The organism is Bradyrhizobium barranii subsp. barranii, from assembly GCF_017565645.3.
Classification (GTDB): domain Bacteria; phylum Pseudomonadota; class Alphaproteobacteria; order Rhizobiales; family Xanthobacteraceae; genus Bradyrhizobium; species Bradyrhizobium barranii.
This window is the reverse complement of sequence record NZ_CP086136.1, coordinates 8,549,301-8,570,020: the sequence shown is the minus strand read 5'-3', so window position 1 is coordinate 8,570,020 and position 20,720 is coordinate 8,549,301. Positions and strand designations below refer to the sequence as shown.

General features: G+C 64.9%; 20 protein-coding genes. 12 read left to right on the top strand and 8 right to left on the bottom strand.

From position 1 onward, the window contains the following. Positions 1 to 7: 7 nt before the first annotated feature. From J4G43_RS41865 to J4G43_RS41855, 3 genes are read right to left on the bottom strand one after another with little or no spacing between them, the layout of a single operon-like run. Positions 8 to 766 carry an amino acid ABC transporter ATP-binding protein gene (locus tag J4G43_RS41865; protein ID WP_071910031.1) on the bottom strand — a complete coding sequence of 253 codons (759 nt, stop codon included), beginning with the start codon at positions 764 to 766 and terminating at the stop codon, positions 8 to 10. Further along, positions 763 to 1,425, bottom strand: a complete 663-nt coding sequence (locus tag J4G43_RS41860) for an amino acid ABC transporter permease (RefSeq protein WP_208088467.1) — start codon at positions 1,423 to 1,425, stop codon at positions 763 to 765. The genes J4G43_RS41865 and J4G43_RS41860 overlap by 4 nt, the downstream gene beginning before the upstream one ends. Positions 1,426 to 1,435: 10 nt before the next feature. Continuing rightward, positions 1,436 to 2,272: a transporter substrate-binding domain-containing protein gene (locus tag J4G43_RS41855; RefSeq protein ID WP_208088466.1), complete on the bottom strand. Its 837-nt coding sequence runs from the start codon at positions 2,270 to 2,272 to the stop codon at positions 1,436 to 1,438. 237 nt (positions 2,273 to 2,509) lie between these two features. Here J4G43_RS41855 and J4G43_RS41850 point away from each other — a divergent pair, with 237 nt between their 5' ends. The 10 genes from J4G43_RS41850 to J4G43_RS41805 all read left to right on the top strand — a co-directional run bounded on the left by J4G43_RS41850 (position 2,510) and on the right by J4G43_RS41805 (position 11,822). Next, positions 2,510 to 3,427 (top strand): NAD(P)-dependent oxidoreductase, encoded by a 918-nt coding sequence (locus J4G43_RS41850; RefSeq protein ID WP_208088465.1) that lies wholly within the window; start codon positions 2,510 to 2,512, stop codon positions 3,425 to 3,427. 15 nt (positions 3,428 to 3,442) lie between these two features. Continuing rightward, entirely contained in the window at positions 3,443 to 3,796 is a 354-nt protein-coding gene (locus J4G43_RS41845) for a RidA family protein (protein ID WP_028160714.1), read from the top strand. Positions 3,797 to 3,805: 9 nt separating this feature from the next. Further along, positions 3,806 to 5,032: a pyridoxal phosphate-dependent aminotransferase gene (locus J4G43_RS41840; RefSeq protein ID WP_208088464.1), complete on the top strand. Its 1,227-nt coding sequence runs from the start codon at positions 3,806 to 3,808 to the stop codon at positions 5,030 to 5,032. Beyond that, positions 5,029 to 6,690 carry a thiamine pyrophosphate-binding protein gene (locus J4G43_RS41835; protein ID WP_208088463.1) on the top strand — a complete coding sequence of 554 codons (1,662 nt, stop codon included), beginning with the start codon at positions 5,029 to 5,031 and terminating at the stop codon, positions 6,688 to 6,690. Before J4G43_RS41840 ends, J4G43_RS41835 begins: the two co-directional genes overlap by 4 nt. A gap of 3 nt (positions 6,691 to 6,693) precedes the next feature. Then, the gene (locus J4G43_RS41830; RefSeq protein WP_208088462.1) at positions 6,694 to 7,959 is read left to right on the top strand and encodes an NAD(P)/FAD-dependent oxidoreductase; all 1,266 of its coding nucleotides are present in this window, start codon (positions 6,694 to 6,696) and stop codon (positions 7,957 to 7,959) included. A gap of 9 nt (positions 7,960 to 7,968) precedes the next feature. After that, the gene (locus J4G43_RS41825; protein WP_014492734.1) at positions 7,969 to 8,712 is read left to right on the top strand and encodes an aspartate/glutamate racemase family protein; all 744 of its coding nucleotides are present in this window, start codon (positions 7,969 to 7,971) and stop codon (positions 8,710 to 8,712) included. Positions 8,713 to 8,832: 120 nt separating this feature from the next. Then, positions 8,833 to 9,525: a GntR family transcriptional regulator gene (locus tag J4G43_RS41820; protein ID WP_225005418.1), complete on the top strand. Its 693-nt coding sequence runs from the start codon at positions 8,833 to 8,835 to the stop codon at positions 9,523 to 9,525. Positions 9,526 to 9,852: 327 nt separating this feature from the next. Continuing rightward, positions 9,853 to 10,395: a thiamine pyrophosphate-binding protein gene (locus J4G43_RS41815; RefSeq protein WP_208088461.1), complete on the top strand. Its 543-nt coding sequence runs from the start codon at positions 9,853 to 9,855 to the stop codon at positions 10,393 to 10,395. Next, positions 10,395 to 10,985 carry a thiamine pyrophosphate-dependent enzyme gene (locus tag J4G43_RS41810; protein ID WP_208088460.1) on the top strand — a complete coding sequence of 197 codons (591 nt, stop codon included), beginning with the start codon at positions 10,395 to 10,397 and terminating at the stop codon, positions 10,983 to 10,985. The genes J4G43_RS41815 and J4G43_RS41810 overlap by 1 nt, the downstream gene beginning before the upstream one ends. A gap of 57 nt (positions 10,986 to 11,042) precedes the next feature. Beyond that, a complete protein-coding gene (locus J4G43_RS41805) occupies positions 11,043 to 11,822 on the top strand; it encodes an SDR family NAD(P)-dependent oxidoreductase (protein WP_208088459.1) in 780 nt (259 codons plus the stop codon). 4 nt (positions 11,823 to 11,826) lie between these two features. Here J4G43_RS41805 and J4G43_RS41800 read toward each other — a convergent pair whose 3' ends face one another. From J4G43_RS41800 to J4G43_RS41790, 3 genes are read right to left on the bottom strand one after another with little or no spacing between them, the layout of a single operon-like run. Further along, positions 11,827 to 12,654, bottom strand: coding sequence for a carbohydrate ABC transporter permease (locus J4G43_RS41800; RefSeq protein ID WP_081369148.1), 828 nt, complete (start codon positions 12,652 to 12,654; stop codon positions 11,827 to 11,829). Continuing rightward, the gene (locus tag J4G43_RS41795) at positions 12,651 to 13,499 is read right to left on the bottom strand and encodes a carbohydrate ABC transporter permease (RefSeq protein WP_208088458.1); all 849 of its coding nucleotides are present in this window, start codon (positions 13,497 to 13,499) and stop codon (positions 12,651 to 12,653) included. The genes J4G43_RS41800 and J4G43_RS41795 overlap by 4 nt, the downstream gene beginning before the upstream one ends. Before the next feature lie 6 nt (positions 13,500 to 13,505). Then, the gene (locus J4G43_RS41790; protein ID WP_208088457.1) at positions 13,506 to 14,846 is read right to left on the bottom strand and encodes an ABC transporter substrate-binding protein; all 1,341 of its coding nucleotides are present in this window, start codon (positions 14,844 to 14,846) and stop codon (positions 13,506 to 13,508) included. 77 nt (positions 14,847 to 14,923) lie between these two features. On the opposite strand from J4G43_RS41790, the gene J4G43_RS41785 reads away from it, so the two are divergent. Together J4G43_RS41785 and J4G43_RS41780 are read left to right on the top strand one after the other, a co-directional pair. Continuing rightward, entirely contained in the window at positions 14,924 to 15,979 is a 1,056-nt protein-coding gene (locus tag J4G43_RS41785) for a LacI family DNA-binding transcriptional regulator (protein ID WP_166344085.1), read from the top strand. 36 nt (positions 15,980 to 16,015) lie between these two features. Next, positions 16,016 to 18,166, top strand: coding sequence for an ADP-ribosylglycohydrolase family protein (locus J4G43_RS41780; protein WP_208088456.1), 2,151 nt, complete (start codon positions 16,016 to 16,018; stop codon positions 18,164 to 18,166). Positions 18,167 to 18,172: 6 nt separating this feature from the next. On the opposite strand, the gene J4G43_RS41775 is transcribed toward J4G43_RS41780, so the two are convergent. Together J4G43_RS41775 and J4G43_RS41770 are read right to left on the bottom strand one after the other, a co-directional pair. Next, on the bottom strand, positions 18,173 to 18,967 hold the full coding sequence (locus tag J4G43_RS41775; protein WP_208088455.1) for an IclR family transcriptional regulator: 795 nt from the start codon (positions 18,965 to 18,967) through the stop codon (positions 18,173 to 18,175). A gap of 19 nt (positions 18,968 to 18,986) precedes the next feature. After that, positions 18,987 to 20,720 carry an FAD-dependent oxidoreductase gene (locus tag J4G43_RS41770; protein WP_208088454.1) on the bottom strand — a complete coding sequence of 578 codons (1,734 nt, stop codon included), beginning with the start codon at positions 20,718 to 20,720 and terminating at the stop codon, positions 18,987 to 18,989.

Genomic DNA, 20,720 nt, shown 5'->3' with positions numbered 1-20,720 from the left:
CAGCAGTCTAATGCGTCTCGTGAAACCGGGCCAGGAACGCCTTCAGCCGTTCGCTGCGGGGCTGGCGGATGGTCTCTTCGGGCGTGCCGATCTCGGCCATGATGCCGTCGTTCATGAAGCCGACGCGGGTGGAGACGTCGGCGGCGAAGGCCATCTCATGCGTCACCAGCACCATGGTCATGCCTTCGCTCGCAAGGCTGCGGATGACGGAGAGGACTTCGCCGACAAGCTCGGGATCGAGCGCCGAGGTCGGCTCGTCGAACAGCATCACGTCTGGCTTCATCGCGAGCGCACGCGCGATCGCGACGCGCTGCTTCTGGCCGCCGGACAGGCGGCTCGGAAAGGCGTCGGCCTTGTCGGCGAGGCCGACCTTCGCGAGCAGATCGCGGCCAAGCGCATCGGCTTCGTTTCGCGCCATGCCCTTCACCTGCACCGGCCCCTCTGTGACGTTGGCGAGCACCGACATGTGCGGGAACAGATTGAAGTGCTGGAACACCATGCCGACGCTGCGCCGAAGCAGCGCGAGTTGCGCATCGCCGGCGGCGCGCATGCCCTTGCCGAAGGCGAATTTATGCGTGCCGATGGCAAGCTCACCCTGCTGCGGCATTTCCAGGAGGTTCAGGCAGCGCAGGAAGGTGGATTTGCCCGAGCCGGAGGCGCCGATCAGGGTGACGACCTCGCCGCGGGCGACCGAGAGCGAGACGCCCTTGAGCACCTCATGGTCGCCGAACGCCTTGTGGATGTTGTCAGCGATCAGAGCACTCATCGATGCGCTCCCATTTTCAGCTCGACCCGGTCGGCGACCAGCGTCAGCGGGAACAGCACGACGAAATAAAGTATGGCGATCGTGGTGTAGACCTCGAGCGGCTTGTAGCTCGACGCGGTGATGACCGTGCCCTGGTAAAGCAGGTCGCCGACCGCGACCACCGACACCAGCGAGGTGTTCTTGAGCTGCATGATGGTCTGGTTGATGAAGGAGGGGATCATCACCTGGGTTGCCTGCGGCAGCACGATGCGGCGAAAGATCCTGCCGCGGCGCATGCCGATGGCACGGCCAGCCTCCCACTGGCCGGTGTCGACGGCCTCGATGCCGCCGCGGAAGATTTCCGCATAGAACGAGCCGGCATAGAGCGACAGCGCGATGAAGCAGGCCATCGCCGGCGACATGTCGACGCCGATCAGCACGGGCAGGGCGTAGTAGACCCAGATCAGCTGCACCAGCAGCGGCGTGCAGCGGAACACCTCGATATAGAGACGCAACGGCACCGTGACCCAGCGCGGTGCCGTCGTGCGCAGGATGCCGACGAACAGTCCGATGGCGAGACCCGCGACCACCGTGGTCACCGTGTAATACACGGTGACCAGGAGCCCTTGGCAGATCAGGCCCCAATACGGCTTGAGCGCCGCGAAGTCCCAGACGTACATCGATCGACCGTCAGAACTGCACTTCGGGCGGGAGATCGTCGGCGGTGAGGCCGACCGCCTCAAAACCCTTGAGCATCCATTCGCGGGTCTGGCCCATCGCGCGGTTGTAGTCGGCCCAGGCGCTGAGGAAATCCTTGTAGCGGCGGTCGCTCTCGGCGCGGATACCCATGTTGGTCGGCAGCGTCAGCAGCGGCCGCGGAATGGCGAGATCGCCGAGGTTCGGATTCTTCTTCAGGGTCGAGACCGAGAGCACGGCCAGCGAGACGTTGCAGTCGGCGCGGCCGGTCGCAACCGCCAGGATCGCCTCGTCGCGGTTCTTGAAGCCGAGGATGGTCGCCTTCGGACAGTAGCTGCGCGCGATCGTCTCATGGGTCGAGCCGATGTCGACGGCGATCTTGACCTCGGGCTTGTTGAGCTCGGCCCAGGTCTGCGGCTTGGCAAAGCCCTTCTTGGTGATGACGGTGAAGGAGTGCACCAGGATCGGCGTCGAGAAGTCGATGACGAGCGCGCGCTCCGGCGTCGGGTTCACGGCGAAGGCGAGGTCGACCTTGTCGGCCTGCAGGTCGAGGATCTGGTTGCCCCAGGTCGATTCCAGCGTCTCGAGCTTGGCCCCCAACTTGCCGGCGATGTCCTTGGCCATGTCGATGCAGGCGCCCGACCATTCGTTGGTGGCGAGGTCCTTATGGAAGTAAGGCTCCTGGCCGACGATGACGGCGACGCGCAGCACGCCATTCTTCTTGATGCGGTCGAGCGTGGAGGCCGGCGCATCGGCCTTGGCCGGGCCGCTCGCGGCGGCGATCGCTGCGCCTGCCAGCGCGACGGTGGTGAGAGCATCCCTGCGATTCATGGTCTCTGTCTCCCTGGAATCTGGGTCGGATCGTGTCCGGCCGCTGGACTATTTCTGTATTCAGGATAAAATGCAATACGGTATTTCGAGTTGCTGACCATTTGGGCGGCAAGGCAGAAATGAGCCCAATATCTTGGCAGGATTGCGCAAAATTCCTGATGCGGAGGGGTTGTAAATTGCATTTAAGTCTGAATACAAGACTGAACGCAATATGGAAGTGAGCTGAAGGAGAGGCCTGTGCGCGCCCTATTCGTCGATGCGAACGAGACCCTGGCAGCGGTGACCGACAAGCTGCTGCGCTCTGCGAGCCTGCCGGTCGGCATCAACCGCAATCCCTCGATCAAGCCCGACGATCTGCCCGGTCTGCTCGGCGATGCCGAGATCATGATCGTCGACCACACGGCGGTGCCATCAACGATTGCCGAGAAATGCGCGAAGCTGAAGCACATCGTCTTCCTCGGCACCGGCGCGCGCAGCTACATGAATCCGGAAGAGCTCGCCGAGCGCGGCATCTCCGTCCACACCATCAAGGGTTATGGCGACACCGCGGTTGCCGAATGCGCGATCGCGCTGATGTGGGCTTCCGCGAAGAGCTTTGGCGAGATGGATCGCGGCATGCGCGAGGGCAACTGGCTGCGCCGTGACGCGGTTCAGCTCACCGGCAAGACGCTCGGCCTGATCGGTTTCGGCGGCATCGCGGCGGAAGCCGCGCGCATGGCGGCGGGCTGCGGCATGAAGGTGATTGCCTGGAACAGGACGCCGAAGAGCCATCCCGGCGTCGAGTTCGTCTCGCTGGAGAAGCTGCTCGCCGAGAGCCACGTCGTCTCGCTGCATCTCTTGCTCAACGACGAGACCAAGGGTTTCCTGTCGCGCGAGCGCATCGCGCAGATGCGCCCCGGCAGCATTCTGATCAACACGGCGCGCGGCGCTGTGGTCGATGAAGACGCAATGCTGGATGCGCTGCGCTCCGGCCACATCGGTCACGCCGGTCTCGACGTCTTCACCGTCGAGCCGCTGCCCGCCGGTCATGCCCTGACAAAACTGCCGAACGTGACGCTATCGGCGCATTCGGCGTTCCGCACGCCCGAGGCGAGCGACAACCTCATTGGTGCTGCGCTCGACCACTGCCGCCGCATCATCGCCACCGGCAAGTAAAGTTAAGGACATCCCATGTCGGATATCACCCGCATCGACCAGAACGCCCGCCGCAGCCGCGCTTCCGTGTTCGGCGATCTCGTTTTCCTCGCAGGTCAGGTGGCGGACACCAAGACCGCCGATATCACCCAGCAAACCAAGGAGGCGCTGGCGAAGGTCGACGACATGCTGGCGCGCGCCGGCACCGACAAATCGCGCCTGCTCAGCGTTCAGGTCTGGCTCAAGACCATGGACGATTTCGACGCCATGAACGCGGTCTATGATGCCTGGGTCGTGCCGGGCAACACGCCGACCCGCGCCTGCGGCAAGGTCGAGCTCGCCGATCCCGCCTTCCGTATCGAGGTGATCGCGATCGCCGCGCGCAGTTGAGGCTCGGCCGTGACTGTCCAGGCGCCCGCATCGACCTTCCGTCCCGCCCAGCGCATCAGCGCGATCGGTGTCTCCGAGATCTTGAAGATCGGCGCAGTCGCGCAGCGGCTCAAGCGCGAGGGGCGGCCGGTGATCGTGCTGGGCGCCGGCGAGCCTGACTTCGATACGCCTGATCATGCCAAGGACGCGGCCGAGCGCGCCATCCGCGCCGGCCAGACCAAATATACGATCCTCGACGGCACGGTGGAATTGAAGGCGGCGATCGCCGAGAAATTTCGCCGCGAGAACGATCTCGTCTATGCCGCCGACGAGATCACCGCAGGCGCCGGCGCCAAGCAGGTGATCCACAACGCCTTCATGGCGACGCTCAGTCCCGGCGACGAGGTGATTCTCGCCGCGCCGTACTGGACCAGCTATGCCGACATGGTGCGGATCGCCGACGGCACGCCGGTGGACGTGCTCTGCCGCGAGGAGAACGGCTTTCGTCTCGACGCCGCCGATCTCGAACGCGCGATCACGCCGAAGACGCGCTGGCTGCTGCTGAACTCGCCGTCCAATCCGACCGGAGCCGCCTATTCGGCCGCGCAGTTTCGCCCGATCCTGGATGTGCTCAAGCGCCATCCGCATGTCTGGCTGATGGCGGACGATATCTACGAGCACCTGATCTATGACGGCATGCCGTTCGTGACCGCAGCGGCGCTCGAGCCGAGCCTGAAATCACGCACGCTGACCGTGAATGGTGTTTCCAAGGCCTACGCCATGACCGGCTGGCGCGTCGGCTATGGCGGCGGTCCGCGCGAATTGATCGCGGCGATGGCGGTGGTGCAGAGCCAGAGCACGACCAATCCCTCCTCGGTGAGCCAGGCCGCTGCGATCGCCGCGCTGACCGGCCCGCAGGACGTGCTGGTCGAGCGGCGCGCTGCGTTCCAGCGCCGCCGCGACATCGTGGTCGATGCGCTCAACGCCATCGACGGCGTCACCTGCCGCCGGCCGGAAGGCGCGTTCTATACCTATGCGAGCTGCGCCGGCCTGATCGGTCGCCGCACCCCTGACGGCGTCATCATCGACAGCGATGCCGCGTTCTGCCGTTTTCTGCTGGAGAGGCATGACGTGGCCGTGGTGCCGGGCAGCTGTTTCGGCCTTGCACCTTATTTCCGCCTGTCCTACGCCACCTCGGAACAAAACTTGCGCGAGGCCGTGATGCGCATCGCCAAAGCCTGCAGGGAGCTGTCATGACCATTCGCAACACCCGCACCGGGGGCCAGATCCTGATCGATCAGCTCGTCGCCCAAGGCGTCGAGCGCGTCACCTGCGTGCCGGGCGAGAGCTACCTCGCGGCGCTCGATGCGCTGCATGACAGCCCGATCGACGTCGTGATCTGCCGCGCCGAGGGTGGTGCTGCGATGATGGCGGAAGCCTATGGCAAGCTCACCGGCCGTCCCGGAATCTGCTTCGTCACCCGCGGCCCCGGCGCCACCAATGCCAGCCACGGCGTCCACATCGCGATGCAGGATTCGACGCCAATGATCCTGTTCGTCGGACAGGTCGACACCGGCATGCGCGAGCGCGAGGCGTTCCAGGAGCTCGACTACAAGGCGGTGTTCGGCACCATGGCGAAATGGGCGGTCGAGATCGATCGCCCCGATCGCATTCCGGAGCTGGTCGCGCGTGCCTTCCGCGTCGCCATGCAGGGCCGTCCGGGTCCCGTGGTGATCGCGCTGCCAGAGAACATGCTGACCGAAACAGCCGCCGTTGCCGATGCCATGCGCATCGAGCCGGCGGTGAGTTGGCCCGCGCCCGCTGACATCGAGCAGGTCAGTGCGATGCTGGCGAGTGCCAAGGCGCCGCTCGTCATCCTCGGCGGCTCGCGCTGGACCGATGAGGCGACCAAGAGCATCGCGCGCTTCGCCGAGCGGTTCGACCTGCCGGTCGCGACCTCGTTCCGCCGGGCCTCGCTGATCGACGCCGATCATTCGCATTATGCCGGCGATCTCGGCATCGGGCCGAGCCCTGGCCTGAAGGCGCGTATCGATGGCGCCGACGTGATTCTCCTCATCGGCGGCCGCATGTCGGAGATGCCGTCCTCGTCCTACACACTGTTCGATATCCCGACGCCGAAGCAAAAGCTGATCCACGTGCATCCGGGCTCCGAAGAGCTCGGCCGCATCTACCAGCCTGAGCTCGCGATCCAGGCGACGCCCGCCGCGTTCGCCGCCGCCGTCGAGACGCTGAAGCCCGCTGGCGCCGTTGCCTGGAAGGGTGAGGCCGCCAAGGCGCATGCCGATTATCTTGCCTGGACCGACAAGGCGCGTGAGCTGCCGGGCACATTCCAGTACGGCCAGGTCATGACCTGGCTGCGCGACCGCCTGCCGAAGGACGCGATCGTCTGCAACGGTGCCGGCAACTATGCCGGCTGGATCCATCGCCATCACCGTTTCCACAGCTTTGCCGCCCAGCTCGCGCCGACTTCGGGCTCGATGGGATATGGCGTGCCGGCCGCGGTGCTTGCAAAGCGGCAATATCCGGATCGCGTCGTCGTCGCCTTTGCGGGTGATGGCTGCTTCCTGATGAATGGCCAGGAATTCGCGACCGCCGTGCAGTACGACGCGCCGCTGGTGGTCATCGTCGTCGACAACTCGCAATACGGCACCATCCGTATGCACCAGGAGCGTGATTATCCCGGCCGCGTGGTCGGAACTCAGCTCAAGAACCCTGACTTTGCGATGTATGCGAAGGCATTCGGTGGCCATGGCGAGCGCGTCGAGCGCACCGAAGAGTTTGCGCCGGCGTTCGAGCGCGCGCTCGCTTCGGGCAAGCCGTCGATCCTCCACTGCATCATCGATCCGCGCGCGATCTCGGTCGGCAAGGATTTCGCGCCGGCGGTGAAGGCGTAGCCGATGTCGGAAGGCCGCCACGTCGCTATCATCGGAGCCGGCGCGGTCGGCGTGATCAGCGCCATCGAGGCGCTGCGCGAGGGGCATCGCGTCACGCTGATCGACGCAGGCGAGCCCGGTGGCGAACAGGCGGCGAGCTACGGCAATGGCGGCTGGCTCTCCTCCCATTCGGTGATTCCGCCGGCCGAACCGGGCCTCTGGAAGAAGGTGCCGGGTTATCTGATGGACCCGCTCGGCCCGCTCGCGATCCGCTGGTCTTACTTGCCGAAGGCGCTGCCCTGGCTGATCAAGTATTTGCTCTCGGGCTGGACCGAGGCACGGGTCGAGAAGACGGCGTTTGCGCTGCGCGATCTGCTGAAGGACGCGCCGCTGCTGCACAAGAAGCTCGCGGAAGAAGCGGGCGTGCCCGAGTTGGTCGAGCGCAACGGCGTGATGCACGTATTCCCGTCGCGCGGCAATTTCGACAGCAATCTCGGCTGGCGCCTGCGCAAGAAGGTCGGCGTCGAATGGCTGGAGCTGAACGTCGACGAGATGCGTCAGCGCGAGCCGGATCTGCATCCGCGCTACACGTTTGGCGTGGTGGTGGAGGAAGCCGGCCGCTGCCGCGATCCCGGCGCTTACGTTGCGGCGCTGGCCCAGCATGCGCTCGCGAGCGGTGCCAAGCTCGTTCATGCCAGGGCGACCGGTCTGAAGCTTTCAGGCAACAAGCTCGTTGCCGTTCTCACCGAGACCGGTGAGATTGCTTGCGATGCCGCGGTGGTTGCCGCCGGCGCGCGGTCAAAACAGCTCACCGCATCCGTCGGCGATCCCTTGCCGCTCGAAACCGAGCGCGGCTATCACGTCATGATCGAGAACCCGGAATCGGGTCCGCGCAGCTCGATGATGGCGTCCGACGTCAGCATGGTGGTGAACTGGACCGACAAGGGCCTGCGCGCCGCCGGCACTGTCGAGATCGCCGGCCTCGACGCCGCGCCGAACTGGAAGCGCGCCGAGATCTTGCGCAACAACCTCTTCAGCATGTTCCCGAAACTGCCGAAGGACATTCCGCCCTCGCGCATCAAGACCTGGTTCGGCCATCGGCCGAGCATGCCCGATGGGCTGCCCTGCATCGGCCATGCGCGTGCCTCGCGCGATATCGTCTACGCCTTCGGCCATGGCCATGTCGGCCTGGTCGGATCGGCCCGCACCGGCCGTCTGGTCGCGCAGCTCCTGAGCGGCAAGCAGCCGGAGATTCCGCTCGCGCCGTTCGCGCCCACTCGCTTCCTCTGAGAACGCAACATGACCTATCCAGCCAACTCGTCCTCTCGCATCGCCCGCGGCGGCAAGGCCATCTATGGCGCGCCGCTCGGCATTTTGATGCTGGAAGCGCGCTTTCCCCGCATTCCCGGCGACATGGGCAACGGCACGACCTGGCCGTTCCCCGTGCTCTATCGCGTGGTGAGCGGCGCGTCGCCGGAGAAGGTGGTGCTAAAGGGCGCCGCCGGCCTGCTGCCTGACTTCATCGATGCGGCCAAGGACCTGGTCCGGTTGGGCGCGGAAGCCATCACCACCAATTGCGGCTTCCTCTCGCTGTTTCAGAAGGAGATCGCGGCCGCCGTCGGCGTTCCCGTAGCGACCTCGTCGCTGATGCAGGTGCCGTGGGTGCAGGCGACCTTGCCGCCGGGCAAGCGCGTCGGCCTCGTCACGGTATCAGGTTCGACCTTGACGCCGGCCCATCTCGAAGGCGCCGGCGTGCCGCTCGATACGCCACTGGTCGGCACCGAGCACGGCAAGGAATTTTTTCGCGTCCTGATCAAGGCCGAGAAGGACGACATGGATGTGGCCCAGGCCGAGCGTGACGTGGTCGAGGCGGGCAAGGAGCTGGTCGCGAAGAATCCGGATGTTGGCGCCATCGTGCTCGAATGCACCAACATGCCGCCTTATGCGGCAGCTTTGCAGGCCGAAGTTGGACTGCCGGTCTACGACATCTATTCCATGATCACCTGGTTTCATGCTGGACTGCGTCCGCGCGCATTTGCCTGAGTCCGGCTGTCGCAAAGCTCTGCACAAGATGTGCTAGGCAGCTGTTTGGATTGCAATCGTCCATACAGCCCCGGTATATTGGGCTGTGTTCGGGCATGAATGCAGCTTATGAAGAACAACGTGGAACTGGCTTCCGATAGCATCGTCGATCGCGTCTATGAACAGCTCAAGGCGATGGCCGTGAGCTATGAGTTCAAGCCGGGCGAACGGCTCAACGAGGGCGAGCTGGCAAAGCGCCTCGGCGTTAGCCGCACGCCGCTGCGCGAAGCGCTCAACCGTCTCAACACCGAAGGCTTCCTGCGCTTCACGCCGGGCAAGGGCTTCTTCTGCCGCGAGCTCGACGCGCACGAGATCTTCGATCTCTACGAGCTGCGCAAGTCGATCGAGGTCGCCTCGATCCGCCTCGCCATCAAGCGCGCCAGGGACGAGGACATCGACGCGCTCCTGAAATTCCTCGAAGCCACCGGTCCCGATCCCGGCGAGCGTTCGTCGGTGGAGCTGGTCGAACTCGACGAGACCTTTCACGAGCGGCTGATGGGGATGTCGAACAATGCCGAGATGCTGCGCGTGCTGCGCAACGTCAACGCCCGCATCCGCTTCGTGCGCTGGATCGACATGGACCGCATCAACCGTTCCAACACCCAGGCCGAGCACCGCGCTGTCGTCGAAGGACTGAAAGCGCGCGACGAAGAGGCCTGCGTCTCGGTGCTGGAGAAGCACATCGACCGCCGCCTCGACCGCATTACGTCTGCGATCAAGGAAGGCTACGCGCAGATCTACATGCCCGCCGCGGCGAGGTCTGCGGCGAATTGAGTCGCTAGTCCAGGCGACAGTGTCTCTTCCCTTCTCCCCTTGCGGGAGAAGGTGGCGCGAAGCGCCGGATGAGGGGTATCTCTCGGCGCATACAGAAGCGCATGAATGCGCGGAAGCAACCCCTCACCCAAGTGTGCCCGCGTCTTCCTGCGGTGATGCCCTCTCCCGCAAGGGGAGAGGGCACAGTCATGCGCATCGTGCGCTGTCCCACAGGCGGCAGCAGAAAAGGCAGCTATACAATCCTTCAATACCTGATCGTGCCAGACGGTCAGAGCCGTCGCGCGGAATAATCGCTAGGGTCCGCTCGAATTTCACGGAGACCTCGCGGTGCACAGCCCTCAACCGAATCCTGAAACGCGCAGCAGCGACGACTGGCCGTCCGAGCTCTATCGTATCCTCAAAGCCGCCGACGTCAGGCAGATGTCCTACGTGCCGGATGCCGGCCACAGCCAGCTCATCCGCATGTTCTCGGCCGACCGCGACGTCACCACCAACGTACTGACCACGGAAGAGGAGGGCATCGCCATCGCCGCCGGCGCCTGGCTCGGCGATCAGCGCAGCGTGCTGCTGATGCAGTCGAGCGGCGTCGGCAATTGCATCAACATGCTGTCGCTGTCGGCGATCGGGCGCTTTCCGCTGCTGATGCTGGTGACGATGCGCGGTGAATGGGCCGAGTTCAATCCCTGGCAGGTGCCGATGAGCCGGGCGACGCAGCCGTCGCTGGAAGCGATCGGCCTGAAGGTGATGCGCGCGGAGACGGCGGAGGATCTGGTCGAGACCGTGGAATCGGCGGCATCGCTTGCCTACGAGTCCGACCAGCAGATCGCGGTTCTGATCGGGCAACGCCTGATCGGCAAGAAGAAGTGGTGATGCCGATGCAAGCTCAACTCGATCGTCGCGCCGCCGTCGCCGCGCTCCTGAAGGACCGCAAGGACACGCTGGTCGTCTCCGGTCTCGGCTCGCCCACCTACGACCTGCATTCCGTGGGGGATCACGACGGCAATTTTTATCTCTGGGGCGCGATGGGTGGCGCCGCGTTGATCGCGCTTGGGCTCGCGCAAGCGCAGCCGGGCAAGCGCGTCCTGGCTTTGACGGGCGATGGCGAGCAGTTGATGGGTCTCGGCGGCATCGCCACCATCGGCGTCGCGCGTCCGCGCAATCTCGACATCGTCGTGATCGACAATCAGCATTTTGGCGAGACCGGCATGCAGGCGAGCCACACCGGCCGCGGCGTCGATCTCACGGCAATTGCCGCCGCCTGCGGCTTCGCCGCGACCGGAAGCGTGCGGACGCTCGAGGAGGTGCAGCGCCTCGCCGCGCAGATCGCCGGACCGGCCGACGGCCCGCGGCTTTTTGTCATCAAGGTTCTGGCGGAAAATCCGCCGCGCTCGCTGCCCTCGCGCGATGCCGTCTTTATCAAGAACCGGTTCCGTGCTCATCTCGGCTTTGCGGCGGCTTGAACCGGGGTCCTCTCCGGGATAGCTCGCTGCCCAAGCAGCTATTCTGGAGTAAGACCCATGAAACTATCCGGCAAGGTCGCCGTCATCACCGGCGCGGCGCGCGGCATTGGCAAGGCGTGCGCAAAGCGGTTCCTCGACGACGGCGTCAAGGTCGTCATCTCGGACGTCGATACGGATGAGCTCGAGAAGACCGTCAACGAGTTGGGCAAGCCCAAGGAATTGTATGCCGCGCCATGTCACGTCGCACGGCGTGCGGACGTCGATCGCGTGGTGGCGACCGCGGTCAGGGAATTCGGCCGGCTCGACATCATGGTCAACAATGCCGGCGTCGCCCGCAACCGCGACATCCTGGAGATTTCCGAAGAGGAATTCGACGAAATCATCGGCATCAACCTGAAGGGCGCGTTCTTCGGCGTGCAGGCTGCAGCGAAGCAGATGATCGCGCAGGGCGGCGGCGGGGTCATCATCAACATGTCCTCGGTGAACGCGCTGCTGGCGATCCCGACGCTTGCGACCTACGCCATCTCCAAGGGCGGTATGAAGCAGCTGACCTCGGTCGCCGCGGTCGCGCTCGCCTCGCACAACATCCGCGTCGTGGCAGTCGGGCCGGGCACGATTTTGACCGACATGGTGGCGTCGTCCATCTACACCTCGGAGGATGCCCGCAAGACGGTGATGTCACGCACGCCGGCTGGCCGTGGCGGCGAGCCGAGCGAGGTCGCCTCTGTCGTGGCGTTCCTTGCGAGTGATGACGCGTCTTACATCACCGGGCAGACGATCTATCCGGATGGTGGGCGGTTGATCCTGAACTACACGGTGCCGGTGAAGGAGAAGTAGGGCTTCAAGACTTCACCGCGCCCGACGTCATGCCGTCGATGAACTGACGCTGCAGCAGCACGAAGATCGCAACGATCGGCAGCACGATGGTGACGGCTGCGGCCAGCATCTCGCCCCAGTCGGTCGAATACTGGCCGGTCAGATTGTAGAAGCGCACGATCGCGGTAACGTTGCTGTCGTTCTGCAGGAACGTCACGGCGATGACGAACTCGTTCCAGGCGTTCAGCCCGACGATGATGGCGACCGTGAGCAGCCCGGGCCGCATCATCGGCAGGATCACGTACCAGAAGGTCTGCCACGGCTTTGCGCCGTCAACTTGGGCTGCTTCCTCGAGCGCGACGGGAATCGCGAGCGCGTAGGTGCGCAAGAGGAAAATCGCAAACGGCGAGAACATCGCCGTGTAGATCAGAGCCACCGCGGGGATCGAATTGACCAGCCCGAGCTTCGCGAAGATGAAGTAGAGCGGGTAGAGATAGAGCTGCACGGGCACGGTGATCGTGGCCATGAAGTAGAAGGTGATGAAGCGCCAGAATTTTCCCTTCTGCCGCGCCAGCACATAGGCGCAGGGCGTCGCGGTGACGCACACCATCAGAATGGTCAGGATCGCGACTTCGGCACTGTGCAGCAGGCTCGGGCCGAGTTGGGCGTTGCGCCAGGCGGAGGAAAAATTCTCCCAGTGCAACTGGGTCGGCAGCGCGAGCGGATTGCTGCCGATCTCGACCGTCGTCTTCAGTGCGTTCATCACGGCGAGCACGATCGGCAGCAGCGAGCTGAACGATGCGATACCGATCAGCCCGAGGCTGAATGTCCTGCTCCAGCGATCCCCGATCATGTCGATTGCGCGTCGTCGGTGATCTGGAGCCAGAGATAGACGGCGGTGGCACACAGGCCGAACAGGCTCATGACGCAGGCGGCGGCTGCAGCCTGGCCGACGTCGCCTTCGAAGAAGGCGTGGCGGTAGGCAAATGTCGCCAGCACCTCGCTGCCATAGGCGGGGCCGCCGCGGGTGACAATGAAGATGAATTCGAAGACCTGGAACGACCAGATCACGGTCAGAATCAGCATCAAGGTCAGGGTCGGGCGGATGCCCGGGATCAGAACGTAGCGGAACAAAGCAAAGAAGCCGGCTCCGTCGAGCCGCGCGGCTTCGATCTGGTCGATGCTGATCTGCCGCATCGCCGACAGGAACACGACCGCGAGAAAGCCCCACCAGTGCCAGATGTCGACCGCGGCGACAGCATAGAGCGAGCGGTCGGGGTCGGCGAGGGGATCGGAGATCGAAAAGCCGTGCTCGTTCAACCAGGCGACGACGCCGGTCGCGGGGCTGAAGATCATGCCCTGAAAGATGCGGCCTGTGACTGCGACAGCGATGATACGCGGCAGGAAGATGATGGACTGGACCACGATGCGCGCCTTCGGCGCCATCAGCAGCGCCGCTGCCATCACGAGCGCGAGGCAGACCGGCACGATGAGGAAGATCGCCGTCCAGATGAAGTTATTTGTCAGCGCCGACCAGAACACGGGATCGGCGAACATGTTCTGAAAGTTGGCCAGTCCCGCCCACGCCGGCTTTCCGACACCGTCCCACATGAAGAATGCCGCCGTGAATGTTAGCACGGCGGGAACCAGGATGATGCAGACGTTAATCAGGAGCGCTGGAAGCGCGAAGAGCCACATCGTGCGTCAGGCCGTCCGCGGCGGCAGCGGCGGCACCTTGCCTTCTTTTGCTTCCTGGCTGAAGAGCGTCTGCATCCGCGTGAGGTAAGCGTCCGGCGTGATCTTGTTGAGCCAGACCTGCTCGATGCCTTCGATCAGATAGGAGTTGGTGGCGCCGGGCCAGAACGTCCAGGTGGTGAAGCCGTACTGCCCCTTGCTGAACGCTTCGTGCAGATTCGCGATCGTCTTCTCGAATAGGGGATAGCCGATGCCCTGGAGCATGTCCGGCGGCAGGTCCTTGACCGGGAGTGCCCATTTGCCGGGCCAGTCGCGGTTCATGGTCTCGTAGAACTTGCGCGTCAGCATGAACTCGAACACGGCGGCTGCGCCTTCCGCATTCTGCGAGTTCTTGGCGATCGACAGCGTCGCGCCGCAGGCGAGATGGACCAGTGATCCCGTGAAGGCCGAGCCGAGGGTCGGCGTCGGCATGACGTCGATCACGGTATCGGGCTTCGACATGCCGTAGGATTTGGTGCCGAACGACCAGGTGCCGCTGAACGCCATCGCCGCCTTGGCGTTGACGACCTGGAGGAAGCTCTGCTCGATGGTCAGCGAGAAATAGTTCTTGCCGAAATAGCCCTTGTTGTACCACGCCTTTGACAGTTCGACCGCCTCGACGAACGGCGGCGCGGTCCAGGGCAGTTCGCCGGCAAGTGCCTTGCGCACGTTGTCGGGGCCAGCGACGTTGTTGAAGAACACCGTCATCAGCCACTCGTTCACGCCCTTCCAGTCGGCATTGCCGGCGCCGAAGGGGATGACGCCTTTGGCGAGCGCTGCGTCTGCGATCGCCTCCATCTCCTGCCGGTTGGTCGGCTGCTTCCAGCCGTTCTGCTTGAACAGCTCCTTGTTATAGAACAGGTGCATCGACTCGTAGTCGCGCGGCAGCGCGTAGAGCTTGCCGCCGTAGACGCTGGTGTTGAGCAGCGGCGCCAGGAAGCGATCCTTCCACTTGTACTTCTCGGCGAAATCGTCGAGCGGCAGCACCTGGCCGGCATTCGCGATCGCGGTGAGATAGGCGGGGCCTGCGGTCTGCACGATGTCCGGGCCGTTGCCGGCAACGAGTGCGACCTTCAGGAGGTTGTTGACGGCGGCGCCCTTCACCTCGAGCTGGAGCAGATATTTGTCCTGCGAGGCGTTGAACGCCTCGACCAGATCGTTGCGCAGCGCGGCCTGGCCGTCCGAATTCGCCTGGCCGAACCAGAACGTCACGACCTTGCGCCCGTCCTCGGCGCGAACGTCGCGTGGCAAGCTCGCGGCAAGTGCGGCAGCGGGGATGGCGGCAACAAGCTGGCGTCGGGTCATGGTCATGGCGATGAACCTCGGTTTCCTCAGGTCATTGGCGGTGATTGTTGATTTTCCCTTAGTAATACGTATAACTAAGCCAAATGGCGACGTCAACAACGAGGACGAAGCGGGGGAAGGGGCGCGACAAGCAGGCGCCAGCCCGCCCCACGCAGAAGGATATCGCGCTCGCGGCCGGTGTTTCGCAGGCCGCGGTGTCGCTTGTCCTGAACAAGACGGAGACGCCGTCCGTTCCGCCTGCGACGCGCACGCGCATTCTTCAGGTCGCACAGGAGCTGGGTTACCAGCCGAACCATCCGGCGCGGATGCTGCGCAGCGCGCGGACCATGACATTTGCCTGTGTCATTCCAGATATCACCAATCCGTTCTATCCAGGCCTCGTCCGGGGATTGCAGACGGTCGCGGCGCCGGCTGGCTATGACGTCCTGATCTTCGACACCGACGGGCGGCCGGAAGGCGAGGCCCGCGCCATCGACTGGCTGCTCCAGGGACGGGCCGATGGCGTCGTCGCAACGTTCTTTCATCTGCGGGCGCCCCAGCTCGCCGTGCTCGCGCGTAAGGGCATCCCGCTGGTGCGGCTGGAGAGCCAGCACAAGCCGGACGGACCGCTCGCGATCGACAGCGTCTATATCGACAATGCCGAAGCGGCCGCGGAAATGACGCGGCTTCTGATTGCGCGCGGGCACCGGCGCATCGCCATGATCCAGGCCGAGTTCGGCCCGAGCCAGCGGCGCGCGCAGGGTTACGGCGCGGTGATGCGGGAAGCGGGACTTGCGCCTGATTTCATTACCGACAGCGCCTATTCCGAGGAATCCGGCGCGCGTGCGATGAAGCGGCTGCTCGAAAGAAACGGCGATCGCCCGACCGCCGTGTTCGGCGCGAGCGACGTGCTGGCGCTCGGTGCGATGGAGGCGGCGCGTGCAGCCGGGCTCTCGATCCCCAGCGACATTGCAATCGCTGGCTTCGACGATATCCCGGTCGCAAAGCTGCTCGGGCTCACCACGGTGCGGCAACCGGAGTTCGATCTCGGCGCGCTTGCGGCGGAGACGCTGGTCAAGCGGTTGCAACCGGGCGGGCTCGCGGCGCCGGGCCGGAGCCATGAATTGAAATTCGAGATCATGAAGCGCTCGTCGGTCTGACCCGCGAGCCAAGTAATTGGATATGGGAGTGAACTCGTGACAGCTATTCCTCATGACTACGCGGAGCGGGTCTATGCCGGCGTGCTTGGCAAGCTCATCGGTGTCTACCTCGGCCGGCCCTTCGAGGGCTGGACCTATGAGCGCATCATGAAGGAGCTCGGGCCGATCAACTACTATGTCAACGAGCGTCGTGACGTCGCGTTGCGATCCCATCATCTCGTCGTTACCGACGACGACGTCTCTGGCACTTTTGCGTTTCCCCGCGCGCTTGCCGACAATGGCTATCCGAAGCGTCTCACCTCGAAGCAGATCGGGCAAGCCTGGCTGAACTACATCGTCGAGGAGCGCGCCATCCTGTGGTGGGGTGGCATCGGCAATTCCACCGAGCACACCGCCTATCTGCGGCTGAAGTCCGGTATCCCGGCGCCGCAGAGCGGCTCGATCGCGCTGAACGGCACGACCGTAGCCGAGCAGATCGGTGCGCAAATCTTCATCGACGGCTGGGCGATGGTGAGCCCGGGTAATCCGGAGCAGGCCGCTTATCTGGCCGAGCAGGCCGGGCGCGTGAGCCATGATGGTGAATCCGTGCATGCCGCAAAACTGCTCGCGGCGATGGAGGCGCTGGCCTTCGTCGAGCACGACGTGCAGAAGCTGATCGATGTCGGGCTCGGCTTCGTGCCGAAGGACGCGCTGATCCGGCGCGTCGTCAACGACGTCCGGGAATGGCACGCCGGCGACAACGGCAACGACTGGGAACGGACCCGTGCGCTGATCGCCGAACGTTACGGCTACGACAAATTCCTCGGCAATTGCCATGTCGTGCCCAACCACGCGCTGATCATTCTGGCGACGCTCTACGGCGGGAACAGCTTTCAGGAGGCGATGCGCATCGCCAACACGGCCGGCTGGGATACCGACTGCAATGCCGGCAATGTCGGCTGCCTGTTCGGCATCCGCACCGGACTTGCCGGCCTCGACGCCGGGCCGGACTTCCGCACCCCCATCGCCGACCGCATGTACATCTCGACGGCCGAAGGTGGCGCTGCGATCTCCGACGCCGTGATCGAGACGCAGTCGCTGGTCGCGGCCGGGCTTGCGCTCGCCGGTGCGCCGGCGCTGGCGGTCGCCAAGGACGGCGCGCGCTTCAACTTCAACTTTCCGGGCAGCCTGCAGGGCTTCCACGTGAAGGGCGGCTCGCCCGCACGGCTCCACGAGGTCGAGCTCAGCAATGTCGCCGGCCACAGCCGCACTGGGGAGCGGAGTCTGGCGATCGACTTCCGCCGTCTGGCGCCCGGACGCGTGGCACGCGTTGCGAGCCCCACCTTCTTCGACAAGGAGGTGTTTACGATGCCGACCTACCAGCTTGTGGCCTGTCCGACGCTGTATTCGGGGCAACAGGTGGAGTGCCGGATTGAATCGGAAGCGGATAGCGGCACCGTGGCGGTGCGACTGTTTTCCAGCGTCTATGACGAGCACGACGAGCTGATCCAGATCTACGGCGATGCGCAGGAACTGACCGGCGGCTGTCACGCCGTGCTGAGCTGGGAGGTGCCGGAGACCCATGCCTATCCGATCTTCGAGATCGGGGTGGAGATCGAAACGCGCGATCCGCTCGGCGTCGATGGCACGCTCTATCTCGACTATCTGACCTGGGGTGGCGCGCCTGACACCGTGCTGAAGCGGCCGGACAACAATCTGAGCACGATGTGGAAGCACGCCTGGGTCAACAATGTCAGCCAGTTCCAGACCCGCTGGGAGGGCCTGCGCGTTACCAATGGCGACGGGCTCGGCTTCATCGCGCAGGGTACGCGCGACTGGAAGGATTATCGCGTAACGTCCGAGATCATGCCGCTGCTGGCGAACGCCTGGGGCCTCGCGGCGCGGGTGCAGGGACGCGAGCGCTATTACGCGCTGATGTTCGACCGTGCCGAGGGCGGCCGCGTCCGTTTGGTCAAGCGCGTGCATGACGAACTCGTGCTCGCCAGCGAACGCTTCGACTGGCAGCTCGACCGGAGATATCGGATTGAGCTGCGCGTGGCCGGAACCGACATCGAAGCCCATGTCGATGGTAAAAAACTCTTCAGCGTTCAGGACACGGGCGATCTCCCATTGACCAGCGGCGCCGTCGCGCTCGTCGTCGACAGCGGATCGATCTCCGCGGAGGAGGTGCGCGTTTCGCCGGCCTAACAGGCCTCACTCCGCCGCGATCGTCATCCCGTAGCCGAGCCGCTTCGAGATGCCGCCGGCGCAGTCGCGCAGGGCATGGGCGATGGGGCTGTCCCATCGTGCATCAAAAGTGCCTTCCGGCCCCATCGCGGTGATCACCAGCGCGACATGGCCGGAATGATCGAACACCGGCGCCGAGAACGCATTGACGCCGGGCAGGGGATCGCCGAGCGCGCGGGCGAGGCCGTGCTTGCGGACCTCCGTGAGCATCTCGGCGACCTTCGCGCCCTTCACCGCGCGCTTCGGGTTGTAGCCGACGCCATGACGGTCGAGGCCACTCTCGAGCGCGGCGTTGATCGTCTTCTCCGGCAGGAACGCCGCAAAGGCGCGGCCGGTCGCGGTTTCGAGCAGCGCCATGACCGAACCGGCGCGCATCACGATGTGCACGGGCTGGCCCGGCTCTTCGAGCTGCACCACGGTCGGGCCGTGCGTGCCCCAGACCGCGAGCGAGACGGCATGGCCGATTTGGCTCGCGAGGCCTGCGATCTTCGGACGCGCGATCCGCACGCCGGAGAGCCGGCGCAGGCTGATCAGGCCGAGCTCTAGCGCCAGCGCGCCGATCTCGTAGTGGCCGGTCGTCTCGTCCTGCTCGATCAGCCCGATGCGGGAGAAGCTGGCGAGATAGGGATGCGCCTTGGCCGGCGTCATGCCGGCCTCGCGGGCGAGATCGCGCAGCATCATCGGCTCGCCGCATCTCGCGAGCGCGCGAAGCAATTCTCCGCCGACCTCGATCGACTGGATGCCGCGGCTTTCTCTCTTCATGCGTCTCCTTGCGCGTGGCTTACGCCGCGTTGCGCTTGGCGGCGCTGTCGGCGAGATGACGGCCGGCAATGTAGCCGAAGGTCAGCGCCGGCCCAAGCGTGATGCCGGCGCCGGGATAATTGCCGCCCATGATGCTCGCCATGTCGTTGCCGGCGGCATAGAGCCCGGGAATCACCCGGCCTTCGGCGTCCAGCGCCCGCGCGTTCTCGTCGGTGACGATGCCGGCATAGGTGCCGAGATCGCCAATCACCATCTTGATGGCGTAGAACGGGCCGTTCTCGATCGGCGCGATGCAGGGATTTGGACCGTGCATGGCGTCGCCCTGGTAGCGGTTATAGGCTTTTGAACCTTTGCCGAAGGCGGCGTCGTGCCCCATCGGCGCGGTTGCATTGAACTGCTCGACGGTCTCGGTGAACGCCTTGGCGTCGATGCCGGCCTTCGCTGCCAGCGCCTCCAGCGTGTCGCCGCGCATGAGATAGCCGGTATCGAGGTGATGACCGAGCGGCATCGGGAACGGCGGCACGCAGCCGAGGCCGTATTTGCGCAGCGTCGGGTGATCGCAGACGAGATATGCGGCGATCTCCTCGCCGGGCTTTGCGGCCTTGATCATGGCCTGGACGAAGTCGTGATAGGAATTGCCCTCATTGGCAAAGCGCTTGCCGTCGCGCATCACCGCGATCACGCCGGGTTTGGCGCGGTCGATGAAATGCGGCATCACGCCGCTCGAACCATCCTTGCGTTTGGTCACCGACACCGGCACCCAGGCCGCCGCGTTCGGCAGACGATCCTCGACGTGGCCGCCGGCGCTCTCCGCGAGCCGCAGGCCGTCGCCGGTGTTGCCGGTCGGTCCCGGCGAATAATGCTCATGGCCGGTCGGTGCGTGTGGAAACATCTTCTTGCGGCGCTCGACGTCATGCGGGAAGCCGCCGCAGGCGAGCACGACGCCCTGCCGCGCGCGGACGCGCACCTCGCGTCCTTCGCGGGTGACGATGGCGCCGGTGACCGCGCCGTTCTCGACCGTCAGCTCGCGCACCGGCGAGGACAGCCACATCGGAATCTTCAGGTCCTGTGCGGATTTCGCGAGGCGCCCGGCGAGCGCGTTGCCGTTGGTCAAGGTCATGCCGCGGCCATACCGCAGCACGTCCATCAGGTGCCGTGACAGGCGCTTGGCGACGTATACCGCCGAGGTCAGCGACTTCGTCACGCGCATGAAATGGATGATCTCCTTGCCGGAGCCTAGCATCATGCCGAACACGGTGAGCTCGGGAAGCGGCATGCCCAGCGTCTTGATCTGGTCGCCGAGCTCGCGGCCGTCGAACGGGCGCGTCACCATGGAGCGGCCGCCCTGCGCGCCGCCCGGCGCTTCGGCGTGATAGTCGGGAAACACCAGCGGCATGTCGAAGCGCAGCGCGGTCCTGGTGGTGAAGAAATCGACCGCTTCCGGACCCGCACTCAGGAATGCATCGACCCGCGCGGCATCGAAGTTGTTGCCGGCTTCGTGCCGCAAGTAGGTGCGGGCCTGCTCCGGCGCCTCCTCGATTCCGTAGGCCTTCGCCAGCGAGGTGCCGGGGATCCAGAGCCAGCCGCCGGAGCGGGCGGTGGTGCCGCCGAAGCGCGGCTCCTTCTCGACGATCAGCACGTCGAGGCCGCGATGACCCGCGGTGATCGCGGCCGACATGCCGGAGGCCCCCGATCCGGCCACGAGCACATCGCACTCGTAAGTCTCAATTGCGTTGCGCGCGTTGCCGGTCAT

Bases quoted from the DNA above. Each gene is read 5' to 3' on its own strand.
- J4G43_RS41865 (WP_071910031.1), bottom strand. From the start codon at position 766: ATGAGTGCTCTGATCGCTGACAACATCCACAAGGCGTTCGGCGACCAT.
- J4G43_RS41860 (WP_208088467.1), bottom strand. From the start codon at position 1,425: ATGTACGTCTGGGACTTCGCGGCGCTCAAGCCGTATTGGGGCCTGATC.
- J4G43_RS41855 (WP_208088466.1), bottom strand. From the start codon at position 2,272: ATGAATCGCAGGGATGCTCTCACCACCGTCGCGCTGGCAGGCGCAGCG.
- J4G43_RS41845 (WP_028160714.1), top strand. From the start codon at position 3,443: ATGTCGGATATCACCCGCATCGACCAGAACGCCCGCCGCAGCCGCGCT.
- J4G43_RS41835 (WP_208088463.1), top strand. From the start codon at position 5,029: ATGACCATTCGCAACACCCGCACCGGGGGCCAGATCCTGATCGATCAG.
- J4G43_RS41830 (WP_208088462.1), top strand. From the start codon at position 6,694: ATGTCGGAAGGCCGCCACGTCGCTATCATCGGAGCCGGCGCGGTCGGC.
- J4G43_RS41825 (WP_014492734.1), top strand. From the start codon at position 7,969: ATGACCTATCCAGCCAACTCGTCCTCTCGCATCGCCCGCGGCGGCAAG.
- J4G43_RS41810 (WP_208088460.1), top strand. From the start codon at position 10,395: ATGCCGATGCAAGCTCAACTCGATCGTCGCGCCGCCGTCGCCGCGCTC.
- J4G43_RS41805 (WP_208088459.1), top strand. From the start codon at position 11,043: ATGAAACTATCCGGCAAGGTCGCCGTCATCACCGGCGCGGCGCGCGGC.
- J4G43_RS41800 (WP_081369148.1), bottom strand. From the start codon at position 12,654: ATGATCGGGGATCGCTGGAGCAGGACATTCAGCCTCGGGCTGATCGGT.
- J4G43_RS41795 (WP_208088458.1), bottom strand. From the start codon at position 13,499: ATGTGGCTCTTCGCGCTTCCAGCGCTCCTGATTAACGTCTGCATCATC.
- J4G43_RS41790 (WP_208088457.1), bottom strand. From the start codon at position 14,846: ATGACCATGACCCGACGCCAGCTTGTTGCCGCCATCCCCGCTGCCGCA.
- J4G43_RS41785 (WP_166344085.1), top strand. From the start codon at position 14,924: ATGGCGACGTCAACAACGAGGACGAAGCGGGGGAAGGGGCGCGACAAG.
- J4G43_RS41775 (WP_208088455.1), bottom strand. From the start codon at position 18,967: ATGAAGAGAGAAAGCCGCGGCATCCAGTCGATCGAGGTCGGCGGAGAA.
- J4G43_RS41770 (WP_208088454.1), bottom strand. From the start codon at position 20,720: ATGACCGGCAACGCGCGCAACGCAATTGAGACTTACGAGTGCGATGTG.